Genomic DNA, 12,823 nt, shown 5'->3' on the forward strand with positions numbered 1-12,823 from the left:
TGTCAATCAGCAAAGCTAAGGCTCTGTCTCTCCAGAGAAGGTTAATTACAAATAAATACAACAAAGTTAGAGGTGCATGAGAGTTACAAATCCTGTGTTATACTTATTGGAATGTTGGAAATTAACAAAAACACCATGAAATTACTCTTTGATTTTTTCCCGATTTTGATTTTTTTTATTAGTTATAAATTATTCGGAATTTATAATGCTACTGCTATCGCGATGGGGGCGGCGCTTATTCAAGTTGCTTTTTACCGCCTGAAACATCAGCGTTATGAAAAAATGCACTTAATCAGCCTGGCACTTATTTTTATTTTAGGTGGCGCGACTTTATTTTTTCATAATCCATGGTTTATAAAATGGAAACCAACTGGGATTTATTGGCTGACCTCCTTAGTGTTTCTCGGCACCTCCTTTATTGGCAAAAAACCACTTATTCAAAAAATGATGGATGGAAATATTAGCTTACCGCAAAAAATCTGGTATCGTTTAAATTATGCGTGGGCTGCGTTTTTTGTTGTAATGGGTGGCTTAAATCTCTATGTTGCTTACTTTTATAGTACAGATGTTTGGGTTAACTTTAAACTATTTGGTGGCGCAGGATTCACTCTGATTTTTGTTTTTTTGCAAGCAATTTACTTAACCAGGCATTTAATAGAACAACAACCCTCAGGCGATTCCCATTAAGGGCATGCCTTAACATTAGGAGCGGCAATGAGATTGCTACTTGTTGAAGACGATGAATTACTTGGGGATGCAGTTAAAGCCGGCTTAACTCAATTTGGCTATATTGTAGATTGGCTAAAAGATGGGGAAGCTGCTCGGGCTGCTGTCAAGTCTGAATCCTTCGAGTTAATTATTCTGGATCTGGGTCTACCCAGACTGTCTGGACTCGCCTTTCTTCAAGCTATTCGTCATGATGATAACAGAACACCTGTTATTATCCTGACTGCCCGAGAATCAGTAGAAGACAGAGTAAAAGGTCTTGATGCGGGTGCCGATGATTATATGACAAAACCTTTTGATTTAAATGAATTAAGTGCCCGAGTTCGAGCCTTGGTTCGACGCTCCCAAGGACGTGCTGATGCGGTCTTGCAATATCGTAATATTACCCTCGATCCAGCAGCGCACTCTGTTTATGTTGATGATGTTATTGTCAATGTTCCGCGCCGCGAATTTTCTCTCTTGCAAAAATTACTCGAAAATAGTGGTCAGGTACTGTCACGTGAACAATTAATGCAGAGTATTTATGGTTGGGATGAAGATGTGGATTCTAACGCCCTTGAAGTTCACATCCACAATTTGCGTAAGAAACTCAATGCTAATTTTATTCGAACCATTCGTGGCGTTGGTTACATGGTCGAGAAAAACGAGAGTAATTAAGTATTGTGAAATCTTCTATTCGTAAGTTTTTGCTAATTAATTTATTATTAGCCATCACAATTACTACAACTCTGACTGCGATAGGTAACTACTATCTCGATCAAAAAGATATTCAAGAGCATCTTGATACCTTAATGGCGATGTCAGCACTCTCCTATCAAGCCTTATTAGGTGATGACTTACACCAACGCCCACTGACTAAAATTCAAGATGCACTGGAGATCATCCCTCAAAAAATCGATAATTATTATCAGCGACGTTTTTTAAATGATTTACCCCCAAAAAATTATCTCGATAAATTTAATTTTCAAGTATGGACTAATGGCGGCAAACTCTTGCTCCACTCATCAACAGCCCCTAAAATCCCATTAATTGCTGAAATTGATGGTTTTAGCGATAAAATGCTAGGTGATCAAAAATGGCGTGTCTTTACTACCTATAACGAAAAAGCTGGTGTACGTACTGTTCTGGCAGAACGTTATGATACTCGTAATGAGTTAGGCCATCGCATTGCACAAGATGATCTATATATCATGTTGCTCACCTTCCCCTTATCAGGACTGCTTATCTGGATTATTATCGGTCGTGGTTTGGACAGCCTTGATCGTGTAGCACAAGAAGTTGCAAACCGCGCACCTACCCACTTAGAACCAGTAGACTTGCAAGAAGTTCCCGAAGAGATTAAGCCGGTTATTGATGAATTGAATAAATTATTTTATCGCCTCAAGGAAGGGTTTGAGCGGGAAAAACGCTTTGCTGCAGATGCAGCTCACGAATTGCGCACACCGCTTGCTGCTCTTAAAGCGCAAGCTCAGGTTGCTTTAAATACCAGTGATATGGATGAAAAGAATTTAGCCTTACAAAAATTAATTGCTAGTGTTAACCGTAGCACTCATATTGTTCAACAGCTGTTAACTATGAGTAAACTGGTTCCTGAAGCAACCAATATCAACGATATCGATGAGGTCAATTTAGTCAAGATAACCCGTGAAGTTTTAGCGATGTTGGCACCAAGTGCTGTAGAGAAACAAATAGAACTTGAGTTTGAACACGACGAGCAAACCCCTGTTTTTGCAGGAAATCTTACAGCGCTGAGCATTCTTATCCGTAATTTAGTTGACAATGCTATTCGTTATTGTAAGGAAAATGGTAAAGTATCTGTTCGCGTTTATAGCAAAGAGCAGGAATTAGTTCTGGAGGTACGTGATAATGGCCCGGGAATACCGAGTGAGCTGCAAAACCGGGTCTTTGAGCGCTTCTTCCGTGTCTTGGGAAATAAAAGCCCTGGTAGTGGTTTGGGCTTAGCTATTGTAAGGCAAATTACCGATCTGCATGGTGGACGGGTAGAACTAGACTCTCCTGCAGAAGGTACAGGTTTAATCGTGCGGGTCTACTTCCCCATTCCAAATGGAGCATCATCCCAACAAGGTTAACTTGAAAACAAACTCGCTACCCTGTTCTAGTGTAAATTGATTTTTAGCGAAGAGTATTTACCGGGATTTCTTGAATTTCACTCCTGATCGTATCAATCAACTCACTACTATCAGCGAAAGGAAATTCTGGATACATTTCTTCATCAGCATACAACGCGATAGAGTTATCACTGCCCAAACTAACCATTTCCAATGATTTTAGAGCAGAAAAGTACAGTTTGCTTACATTATCCACCAATATTCCGGTCTTATCCTTGGGTGCGAGCGAGTTAAGTAAAAATGCCGTTTGGTATTTAGCATAACCATCAATCAACAATTTGAATCTGCCGCAAGAGGTGGAATCCATCGCTTCAATGTAGTGTTGACTATTTTCAAGTAAGCTAACCAACGCTAATTTTTGTTTTTCGCTTAACCCATCTTTTTTTGCTAAATGATGAATGTGAACTAAATAGGCACGTAAAACAAAAGGATTCCCTTTTTGCAAACCCTTCTTAAAAAATTCACTTCGATCAATAAATTGCTCATATATTTCGTTAAATAATTTTTGTTGTGCACCAACTTCACCTAGAGCGGCTCTGTAAGTTATTAATTGCGATACATAATGTATTAAACTATTTGTATTATGTAATGATAAAGAAATATTTATTGGTAATGCCTTTCCCTTTGTACATTCAAAATACAGTTCCTTCACGAACGCCGAGACTTTTTCTTTTACTACAGAACTTTCTATTTTATGAGGATTCTTAATTATTGCCGCAATTAAGCTCACTATTTTATCTTTAGAAACCATGTCAACCTCTTGATGCATAAAACGACTCTACACCACCAAAAAATCACCGTCTTAAACTAATATTTCTTTAGCTCATAGTTGGCTTAAATTCATTATCCTCAATTTCATCAAGGACATCACCCACAGGATGAGTAAGTGCATTGGCCAGTTCATCAAGATCACCAAGATCTTCCATATCAGTTGGCCCTGCATAATCATAGCTTGTGATAGGATTTGCATCATCATGTATAGACCATCCGTAAGGCCCTAAATTTAGTACCGGTTTACTTAACCATTCAGAAATTTTTTTGTTAATAAAATAATAAGCGGAGTCAGTGAGATGTTCAGATGTTTGCAATGTTTCGCGGTTTGGTAATAAAGCCCAGGGCCTACTCTTATCCATTCGCCAGGGGGATGCCTCAGCCTGAAAATGACTAAAATTAGAACCTTGCACTTGTGTAGATTGTAAAAACAACACTTCAGGAAGTATGCGTCCGCAATTAATCCCCATCTCTTTACCAACCTTGGTGCTTGCAAAATGAGATGAAAATCTGACTTGAGCTCCCTCAATTTTGGCAAGCTCCCGATATAGAGTGCCACCATCTTTTATTTTAAAATGAGCTCCCTTTAGGAACTCATTTGCACTGTAACCCTTTAAACCATGTGCTTTTAAGCAAGACAAAATCTTTATTGCCCGAGAAAAATCATCTCCTACCTTGGAGTTTTTGGCTTTTTCCATGATCTTTGCTCTTAAATCTTGATCAAGTTCTAATTCTTGTAAGAGAGAACTTAGTTTCTTGCACTGAATAACCTGGGCTGTAGGATGAATAGTCTTTTTACCATAATTTTTTAATGCGTCCTTTTTGCTGGTTACCGTGTTTGATAATCCAGCAATTAGACTCCCAAGAAGAGAAGCATTTTTCATTTATTAATTTCCGGTTTTTAAAAACCAATATAAAAGATTGGTTTACCACAACTCGTCCGGAGTTATATCAAATAACAATCAATTGTGTTGAAACGACAAAGCATGAATGAATGTTTATAATCTTGATTGAATTAAAAACAGGAACTCAGCCCAGATGTTCATCGATTATCTAAGTAATCGACTGCGGGCAGATTCTACCGATTCATAGTAATAAAGCAAGCTGTTATCGGCTTGCTAATAGCTGCAGCGCCTGACGAATCAATTGCTCACAGGTTTTATTTCCATCATCAATTTTATTGATCGCTTTAACAGCCTCTTGTTGCTTATATCCCAATGCTTCCAATGCACTGATTGCTTCATCCTGCTCACGGTTAATCGATAGTTTCTGCGATAATTGGTTAGAATCCATGCTGTTAAACTGTTTCACACTATCTTTCATTTCAATCACCAGGCGTTCGGCTGTTTTTTTACCAATACCAGGTAATTTAGTAAGAACTACCGTATTCTGTTGGGTAATACATTGAATAAATTCAGCGGGCGTAATACTTGAAAGAATAGCCATGGCTAGTTTAGGACCCACACCATTCACTTTAATTAAAGCCCTGAATAATGCTCGCTCCTCTTTATCCAAAAAACCAAAAAGCAATAAAGCATCTTCTCGAACGATTGTATGAATATGTAAATTTATCAACCCGCGCTGTGATTCAAGTTGAAAAAAAGTTTGTAAGGAAGTTTCTACGTCGTAGCCTACTCCGTTGACATCAACAACCAATTTACCGGGTTGATGCTTATCAACAACCTGCCCACTTAACCAGCCTATCATCGCAAACGTCTCCTTGTGCTCGGCCGTGATCGTTGTAAACCGGATAGCCCATGCCGCATGTGGCTGTGACAAATTGCGATAGCCAACGCATCAGCAGCATCATTCTGAGGTGGGCTATTAAGCATGAGCAAAGTTACGACCATATGTTTTACTTGTTCTTTCTGGGCAGCACCATAACCTACTACCGCCTGTTTAATCTCACGAGCAGAATACTCACTCACACTAACACGATGGGAGGCAGCAGCAACCATGGCTACCCCTCTAGCATGTCCCAATTTTAGTGCTGAATTGGGATTTTGATGCATAAAAACCTGCTCTATGGCAACCTCATCAGGAGCATACTCGTCCATCAATTGGCAAATACCATTAAAAATTTGCAACAATTTTTGGCTCAATTCACCATCTGAAGTTCTAATGCAACCGCTATCCACATAAAAAATTTTGCGCTTTTCTTCTCGAATGATGCCATATCCAGTAATACGTGAACCAGGATCAATCCCTAAAATAATACTCATCAGACCGAGGTTTCAAAAAGTGATTCAGGAAACTCAGCATTACTATGAACCTCCTGCACATCGTCCAAATCTTCTAACATATCGATTAATTTGAGTAAACTCTCCGCTGATTCTTTATCCAAAGGAATCATTGTTTGAGCCCGCATCGTTAAATGTGACTGCTCAACATCATAACCTGACTGTTGAATCGCGGTTAAGACAGTGTGATATTTATCTGCAGGAGTAATTATTTCAAGCTGGCCTTCTTCGATTACCACGTCTTCAGCACCCGATTCTATAGCAACTTCCATTGCATCTTCTTCCGCTTGTCCGGCGGCCAGAAGAATCTCACCTTGCTTATTAAACAGATAAGCCACTGAGCCATCGGTTCCCAAATTACCACCATGTTTGGTAAAAGCATGTCTTACTTCAGAGACAGTACGATTTTTATTGTCAGATAAACAATCCACCAAGATTGCAACACCACCGGGACCATACCCTTCATAGCGCATTTCAATCATATTATCACCATCTAAACCACCTACACCACGCTTAATAGCGTTGTCGATCGTATCGCGCTTCATATTGGCTTTTAGTGCTTTTGTTACAGCATCGCGTAATCGTGGATTCGCCGTTTCATCACCACCACCTGCACGTGCAGCAACCGAAATTTCGCGAATAAGCTTGGTGAAAATTTTTCCGCGTTTGGCATCTTGTGCACCTTTGCGAAACTTAATATTAGCCCATTTACTATGTCCAGCCATAAATATACCTCAATCAAATACCCGCTCATCCCGAAAAATAATGTCATTTTCTAAGACGAGCTTACATTAAATAACATGGATTATACATCGTCAGTAACCTAAAAAGAACGGTGATTAGACCAGGCTCTGTTGACATTTCGCTAGCTTGAGTCGAGAAACGTTGATTTACAAGCATCCCAGCATAATTTACATGAGGGAACTGAGTAGCGAAGCACAGGAAATCAACGTTTTTCGGCGAGGATTACAGAAATGTCCACAGACCCGATAATCAGTCTCGACATTTTTCACTCTTTCAAGCTATGCTAATGGCGTTAAATTTACGAGGGAGATAAACGGTGTATTTGGCAGGATTTGGTAACCACCATCAAAGCGAAGCTATACCAGGCGCTTTACCTAAAGAACAGAACTCCCCTCAACACTGTCAATTTGGTTTATATGCCGAACAATTAAGCGGTACCGCCTTTACAAGACCCAGGCATGTTAACTCCCGCAGTTGGCTTTATCGTACCATTCCATCTGTGGTCCATGAGGATTACCAACCTTATGAGCATGCCGCAACAGCCAATTACGCGAAACTACAAGCACCCAATCCTTTCCGCTGGTCACCGTTTGAAGCCCCTACTGATAATAGAGATTTCGTTGATAGCTTATTTCACATTGCCGGTAATCAATCCACTAATGCCTACCTCTATCAATGCAGTCAATCAATGCAGACTCGCTATTTTAGTAATTATGATGGCGAAATGCTTCTAGTACCTTACTTAGGCGAGATAATACTTTATACAGAGTTTGGACGTCTTGCGATTGCTCCTGGAAAAATAGCTGTTATACCGCGCGGAGTAAAATTTAAGGTTGAACTCATATGCCCTCTGGCTTGTGGCTATCTTTGTGAAAATGCTGGGACGCCACTGGGTTTACCACCATTGGGTCCTCTTGGAGCAAACAGCCTTGCTAATCCACGTCATTTCCTTTATCCACAAGCCTCTTATGAAAATTATAATGACGAAACCACTTTAATTTGTAAGTATCAACAACAATTTTGGGTGGCCAAAAGCAATCATTCTCCACTCAATGTAGTTGCCTGGCATGGAAACTATGCCCCCTACATTTATGATTTATCCTTGTTTAACACAATTAATACCGTTAGTTTTGATCACCCTGATCCCTCCATTTTTACTGTTTTAACCTCAGAAAGCGAAATAGTTGGTGTAGCAAATCTTGATTTTGTTATATTCCCACCGCGATGGATGGTAGCAGAACATACTTTTAGGCCGCCTTATTTTCATCGTAATGTTATGAATGAGTTCATGGGATTGATTCACGGCGAGTACGATGCAAAAACAGAAGGATTTCTACCGGGCGGTATAAGTATTCATAACTGCATGACAGCACATGGACCTGATACAGAGACCTATCAAAAGACTATTCAAGAAGAACTAGTTCCAACGCGTTATCAAAATACCCTGGCCTTCATGTTTGAAACAAAAGCTCCCTGGCTAATTAGTAAAAAAGCGTTGGCTCACCCGAGCAGACAATTAGATTACACAAGCTGTTGGCAGGGCTTGGGAGCCGCCTCCACCAATGTCCCCTAGCTCTGGGCTCGCCTTTTTACATGACTTAAAATAAATCTTCCTGGGTCAAACCTACGCGCTCTAAAAGCCCTCTCAAGGTTTTTAAAGCCTCGACCTGGATTTGTCTGACACGCTCTCGAGTTAAATCAATTTCCTTACCGACATCTTCAAGTGTTGCCTTTTCAAAACCACGTAGACCAAAACGTCTAGCAATCACTTGTTGCTGGTTTTCCGTGAGTTTATCTAATAACGATTCAATATGGTTACGTAAATTCTCATCGGTTAAAAGCTCTGCCGGATTCATACTATTTTCGTCAGCAATAGTATCAAGCAACGATTTGTTTTCATCGTAACCAATCGGCGTGTCCACTGATGCAACTTTATCATTTAAACCAAGCAATTTTTCAACATCCTCAAGCGGTTTATCAACCATTTCAGCAATCTCTTCTGCCGATGGTTCATGATCAAGTTTTTGTGTCAGTTGGCGTGCTGCACGCAAATAAATATTAAGTTCTTTAACAACATGAATTGGTAAACGTATTGTGCGAGTTTGATTCATTATTGCACGCTCGATAGTTTGCCTAATCCACCAGGTAGCATAGGTCGAGAAGCGAAAGCCCCTATCAGGATCAAACTTCTCAACTGATTTCATCAAACCGAGATTTCCCTCCTCGATAAGATCAAGAAGCGGCAAACCGCGATTCAGGTAACGACGCGCTATTTTAACCACTAGGCGCAAATTAGATTCAATCATCTTTTTACGAGCGGCTGCATCGCCTTTAAGAGCCAGCTTTGCATAATGAACTTCTTCTTCCGCAGAAAGTAAAGGAGAAAAACCAATTTCACCCAAATAAATTTGCGTCGCATCCATAACCTTGGCAGCATGTCTACCGCGCTGAAAGCTGGGAAACGCTTCTTCATCACTAAAATCAGGCAAATGCTCTTCAATATCTTCGGCGTTTTCAACGTCGATACCCGTATCATCAGAGAGCAACGCGTCATCAGGAGATTCATCCCATTCCTCTTCGGGAGTTACCTCTTCTTTTGTTGATTCGTCATCTGCTTGCATGATATCACCTATCGTGTTTATATCTTTTAAGAAAAAAACACCATCTTCGCACTAAGCATGGTTAATAGAACCAATTTCTTGTTAACCTTTTTGCAGATAATTCAAAGGATTAACAGGTTTTCCTGCCCTTCTGATTTCAAAATGCACACCCCAAAACCGTCTATCTATAACTCCCATTTCGGCAATAACCTGGCCAGCTTTAACTTGTTGGCCTTCGTGAACCATATTACGTAAATTATTGCCGTATGCCGTTAGAAATTGGTTATTATGTTTAATAATAATCAAGTTTCCATAACCTGAAAGTCCGCTTCCAGCATAAGCAACAACCCCACCGGATGAAGCTCTTATTTTCTCTCCTTTCATTCCTGCAATATCTATGCCCTTTTTGCCTTGTTGCGGAATAAATTGAGTGGCAACTCGGCCGTTCACGGGCCACAACCAGGATTGGTAACGACCAGGTCTTGCCCAAGAAGCTTGATACGAAGGGCTAACAGGCCTTGCTGAAGGGATATTTCTTGCCGTATACACTGGTTTGGTTTTGGCATGATAATAATGTCTTGCCGGTGTTCGTGAAGCCCCCTGTAAGCGAATAATTTGACCTACGCGCAAGGCATAAGGACTATGTAAATGGTTTAATGCGGCAAGCTGCCGGTAATCTTGGTCATAGCGAAAAGCGACTGCATAGAGCGTTTCGCCACGCAGTACTCTGTGAGTAGTTTGATTCGGATTTTGCGGTTGCCACTTTAACTCCACCACAGGTGCTAAATCAGATCTTGATCCACAACCAGTAAGAAGAAGCGCCGATAAGAATACGCACAATTTGTACATATTTATTTTCTCAGAATAACCATTTTATAAAACATAAGCCCCTATTAATATTAGCGCAGAGAAATGCGCTTTGTTCGTAATACTAATTTTGGCTCATATTCCCAATCTTTTTGTTACCATAACAACAAAAACTGCAAGTCATGAAGTCCAACTAATCTCATCAATCAACGCCGATAATTGTTCAAACACCTTATAATGCGTCATATCAAGATGTAACGGTGTAATAGATACGCAATTTTGATTAATCGCATAAAAATCTGTACCTGGACCTGCATCAGCCTCTAAACCGGGAGGACCAACCCAATAAATGGGGCGGCCGCGTGGATCATATTCTTTAACAATGGGTTCAGCACCATGGCGTGTCCCCAGACGAGTCACTTCTATTCCCTTAATTTTATCCAATGGTAAATCCGGGATATTAACGTTGAGGATAGTTTGAGACGGCAACATATTTGCCCGCATTTTTAACACCAATTGCCGAGCAATTGCTGCACCAGTATCATAGTACTGAATATTATCGCCGACCATAGAAAAAGCGATGGCTGGTAAACCAAGATATCTCCCTTCCATTGCTGCAGCCACAGTCCCTGAATAAAGAATATCATCACCGAGATTAGCACCCTCATTAATACCAGAAACCACGATGTCAGCATTTGGATCTAGAAAACCAGTAAGAGCCAAATGCACACAATCAGTCGGAGTCCCTTCTACGCTATAATGCCCATTGTCCAATTGTTTGACACGCAAAGGCCTGGTCAAAGTCAAGGAGTTACTTGCACCACTACGATTTCTCTCGGGAGCTACAACGATAACATCCCCGATAGTTGACATTTCATTAGCTAAAGCACGAATTCCTGATGAATGCACACCGTCATCATTACTTACTAAAATTCTCATTAATTAACTCTCTGGTGACTCTAACCATCTGACAATTGCCAAGCGTTCAGCCAAGCGCTGCTCATTCTCTTCAATCATTTTTCTTAGTTCAGGCTGATTAGGGTTTTTCTTGAGTACAATACGCTGTTTTGCCAACTCTTGCTGTATAGACAATATTTGCTTACCAAACTCCTGGGGGTTAATTTGGATCTGGTAAACTAATTCATAAACAGAGCTGTTAATAGCGGCTAATTGCTGACAGCTTATCTGCGCTGGTTGTTTATGGGGGCAATCTTTAATTGCCTGCTGTAATGCTTGCGGATTCAAGCGATAATACTGTTCATCCCGGGTTGAGCAAGCAGCCAAAGCGATGGAAGCTGTACAAACCAAAACCCACAATTTTCTCATTACAACCTCTTGATGTTTCTACAAAGTTATCGATGTTATCATTTGTAAATAACTAACGCTATGCTAACGTGAGGCGTTACCTGCTCTTTGTTTTGGAGGCTGCAACCGATTTGCTTTTGTATTTATGAGCAGCAGTGTTGCCATGTTTAGGGGTGAATGTCCCATTTATCCCCGATTGTGATTTCGCTACTTTGCCTTGGTGAGCTATTTTCTTCTTAATTGCCGCAGTCGCCGGATTAGGCGTTGCAGGTAAAGAATGGTTAGGCTCAAAGTCATCGACCTCAACCCTCTCAATACGTCTTTTAATTAGTTTCTCAATATCATGTAACTGCTTGAATTCATCAGCACAGACCAATGAAATGGCCTGACCTGACGCCCCAGCTCGGCCAGTACGCCCAATACGATGCACATAATCCTCAGCAACCTGGGGTAAATCAAAGTTAATGACCAAAGGTAATTGATCAATATCTATTCCTCTAGCGGCAATATCTGTCGCCACCAAAATAGGTACTTTCCCTGCTTTAAATTCATTCAACGCATTCGTACGTTGAGATTGGCTTTTATTCCCATGAATAGCCAACGCTTTAATATTATCCTGTGCCAAAAGTTTTACCAGCTTATTGGCACCATGTTTAGTACGAGAAAAAACAAGTGCTTGTTGCCATTCTTTATCACGAATTAGATGACTGAGTAAGGCAGTTTTGCGAGCTTTATCTACAGGATGCACCAGCTGTACAACCTTGGAAGCTGCAGTGTTACGAGGGGCAACATCAATTTCAACCGGATTGATTAATAACTCTTTAGCCAGTTTGCGAATTTCATCAGAAAAGGTTGCTGAAAATAATAAATTCTGGCGTGTACGCGGCAAATAAGAAAGGATTTTCTTAATATCATGAATGAAGCCCATATCGAGCATTCGATCTGCTTCATCTAAAACCAAGGTTTCAATTTGTTCGAAACGAATAGCATTTTGTTTATAAAGATCCAGTAAACGTCCAGGAGTCGCTACCAGAATTTCAACACCGGAGCGCAATTTCATCATTTGAGGATTAATTTTAACACCGCCAAAAACAACGGCGGAACGTAAACCTACATATTTACCATAGAGCATCACACTTTCATGAACCTGCGCGGCTAACTCTCGAGTCGGGGTAAGTATCAAAACCAGAGCGCAATTATTCCGTGCCCGTGTTTTTTGGGCCAATCGATGTAAAATAGGCAAAGTAAAACCAGCGGTTTTTCCCGTTCCGGTTTGCGCTGAAGCTAATAAATCATCACCACGCAATACGGCAGGTATTGCTTGTGCCTGAATAGGAGAAGGGGCTTCATAGCCTTGTTCACGGATTGCTCGCAGCAAAGGTTCAGCTAATTGCAAATTTGCAAAAGTCATTGGTATTTCCTCTCATGGTTAGACTACATCTCACCATGAAGATCTACCCCCATTATGACCGATGTGTGAAGTAAGCACGTCCATGCACTC

Annotated in this window: 14 protein-coding genes; 4 read left to right on the top strand and 10 right to left on the bottom strand. The window is 40.6% G+C overall.

The window, feature by feature from the left end; all coding sequences use genetic code 11:
* The first annotated feature begins 135 nt into the window (after positions 1–135).
* Genes DYC89_RS08790 through DYC89_RS08800 form a run of 3 tightly spaced genes read left to right on the top strand, consistent with a single transcriptional unit; the run spans position 136 to position 2,816 of the window.
* Entirely contained in the window at positions 136–687 is a 552-nt protein-coding gene (locus DYC89_RS08790; protein ID WP_115222711.1) for a septation protein A, read from the top strand.
* Positions 688–714: 27 nt separating this feature from the next.
* Entirely contained in the window at positions 715–1,383 is a 669-nt protein-coding gene (locus DYC89_RS08795) for a response regulator (protein ID WP_115175030.1), read from the top strand.
* 5 nt (positions 1,384–1,388) lie between these two features.
* Entirely contained in the window at positions 1,389–2,816 is a 1,428-nt protein-coding gene (locus tag DYC89_RS08800; RefSeq protein WP_115221447.1) for an ATP-binding protein, read from the top strand.
* 43 nt (positions 2,817–2,859) lie between these two features.
* Here the strand turns inward: DYC89_RS08800 and DYC89_RS08805 are convergent, their stop codons facing one another.
* The 5 genes from DYC89_RS08805 to DYC89_RS08825 form a co-directional block, all read right to left on the bottom strand.
* A complete protein-coding gene (locus tag DYC89_RS08805; protein ID WP_147285497.1) occupies positions 2,860–3,606 on the bottom strand; it encodes a hypothetical protein in 747 nt (248 codons plus the stop codon).
* A 67-nt stretch (positions 3,607–3,673) separates the two neighbouring features.
* Positions 3,674–4,510, bottom strand: coding sequence for a hypothetical protein (locus DYC89_RS08810; protein WP_115221449.1), 837 nt, complete (start codon positions 4,508–4,510; stop codon positions 3,674–3,676).
* A 223-nt stretch (positions 4,511–4,733) separates the two neighbouring features.
* Positions 4,734–5,333, bottom strand: coding sequence for a Holliday junction branch migration protein RuvA (gene ruvA / locus DYC89_RS08815; protein ID WP_115221450.1), 600 nt, complete (start codon positions 5,331–5,333; stop codon positions 4,734–4,736).
* Complete coding sequence (ruvC, locus tag DYC89_RS08820; protein WP_115221451.1) at positions 5,330–5,848, bottom strand: crossover junction endodeoxyribonuclease RuvC; 519 nt, start codon at positions 5,846–5,848, stop codon at positions 5,330–5,332. The genes ruvA and ruvC overlap by 4 nt, the downstream gene beginning before the upstream one ends.
* Positions 5,848–6,591 carry a YebC/PmpR family DNA-binding transcriptional regulator gene (locus DYC89_RS08825; RefSeq protein ID WP_115221452.1) on the bottom strand — a complete coding sequence of 248 codons (744 nt, stop codon included), beginning with the start codon at positions 6,589–6,591 and terminating at the stop codon, positions 5,848–5,850. The genes ruvC and DYC89_RS08825 overlap by 1 nt, the downstream gene beginning before the upstream one ends.
* Before the next feature lie 335 nt (positions 6,592–6,926).
* On the opposite strand from DYC89_RS08825, the gene hmgA reads away from it, so the two are divergent.
* Positions 6,927–8,183 carry a homogentisate 1,2-dioxygenase gene (hmgA, locus tag DYC89_RS08830; RefSeq protein WP_115221453.1) on the top strand — a complete coding sequence of 419 codons (1,257 nt, stop codon included), beginning with the start codon at positions 6,927–6,929 and terminating at the stop codon, positions 8,181–8,183.
* A 25-nt stretch (positions 8,184–8,208) separates the two neighbouring features.
* Here the strand turns inward: hmgA and rpoS are convergent, their stop codons facing one another.
* The 5 genes from rpoS to DYC89_RS08855 all read right to left on the bottom strand — a co-directional run bounded on the left by rpoS (position 8,209) and on the right by DYC89_RS08855 (position 12,733).
* Entirely contained in the window at positions 8,209–9,231 is a 1,023-nt protein-coding gene (gene rpoS / locus DYC89_RS08835) for an RNA polymerase sigma factor RpoS (RefSeq protein ID WP_115221454.1), read from the bottom strand.
* 81 nt (positions 9,232–9,312) lie between these two features.
* Positions 9,313–10,059 (bottom strand): peptidoglycan DD-metalloendopeptidase family protein, encoded by a 747-nt coding sequence (locus DYC89_RS08840; RefSeq protein WP_181879361.1) that lies wholly within the window; start codon positions 10,057–10,059, stop codon positions 9,313–9,315.
* A 138-nt stretch (positions 10,060–10,197) separates the two neighbouring features.
* Complete coding sequence (gene surE / locus DYC89_RS08845; protein WP_115221455.1) at positions 10,198–10,956, bottom strand: 5'/3'-nucleotidase SurE; 759 nt, start codon at positions 10,954–10,956, stop codon at positions 10,198–10,200.
* Between the two features lie 3 nt (positions 10,957–10,959).
* Entirely contained in the window at positions 10,960–11,343 is a 384-nt protein-coding gene (locus tag DYC89_RS08850; protein WP_115221456.1) for a hypothetical protein, read from the bottom strand.
* A gap of 76 nt (positions 11,344–11,419) precedes the next feature.
* Entirely contained in the window at positions 11,420–12,733 is a 1,314-nt protein-coding gene (locus DYC89_RS08855; protein WP_115221457.1) for a DEAD/DEAH box helicase, read from the bottom strand.
* Positions 12,734–12,823 lie beyond the last annotated feature (90 nt).

The sequence above is a fragment of the Legionella donaldsonii genome (assembly GCF_900452385.1).
GTDB classification, from domain to species: Bacteria; Pseudomonadota; Gammaproteobacteria; order Legionellales; family Legionellaceae; genus Tatlockia; species Tatlockia donaldsonii.

Bases quoted from the DNA above. Each gene is read 5' to 3' on its own strand.
- DYC89_RS08825 (WP_115221452.1), bottom strand. From the start codon at position 6,591: ATGGCTGGACATAGTAAATGGGCTAATATTAAGTTTCGCAAAGGTGCA.
- DYC89_RS08795 (WP_115175030.1), top strand. From the start codon at position 715: ATGAGATTGCTACTTGTTGAAGACGATGAATTACTTGGGGATGCAGTT.
- ruvC (WP_115221451.1), bottom strand. From the start codon at position 5,848: ATGAGTATTATTTTAGGGATTGATCCTGGTTCACGTATTACTGGATAT.
- DYC89_RS08790 (WP_115222711.1), top strand. From the start codon at position 136: ATGAAATTACTCTTTGATTTTTTCCCGATTTTGATTTTTTTTATTAGT.
- DYC89_RS08840 (WP_181879361.1), bottom strand. From the start codon at position 10,059: ATGTACAAATTGTGCGTATTCTTATCGGCGCTTCTTCTTACTGGTTGT.
- DYC89_RS08850 (WP_115221456.1), bottom strand. From the start codon at position 11,343: ATGAGAAAATTGTGGGTTTTGGTTTGTACAGCTTCCATCGCTTTGGCT.
- ruvA (WP_115221450.1), bottom strand. From the start codon at position 5,333: ATGATAGGCTGGTTAAGTGGGCAGGTTGTTGATAAGCATCAACCCGGT.
- DYC89_RS08805 (WP_147285497.1), bottom strand. From the start codon at position 3,606: ATGGTTTCTAAAGATAAAATAGTGAGCTTAATTGCGGCAATAATTAAG.
- DYC89_RS08855 (WP_115221457.1), bottom strand. From the start codon at position 12,733: ATGACTTTTGCAAATTTGCAATTAGCTGAACCTTTGCTGCGAGCAATC.
- DYC89_RS08810 (WP_115221449.1), bottom strand. From the start codon at position 4,510: ATGAAAAATGCTTCTCTTCTTGGGAGTCTAATTGCTGGATTATCAAAC.
- rpoS (WP_115221454.1), bottom strand. From the start codon at position 9,231: ATGCAAGCAGATGACGAATCAACAAAAGAAGAGGTAACTCCCGAAGAG.
- surE (WP_115221455.1), bottom strand. From the start codon at position 10,956: ATGAGAATTTTAGTAAGTAATGATGACGGTGTGCATTCATCAGGAATT.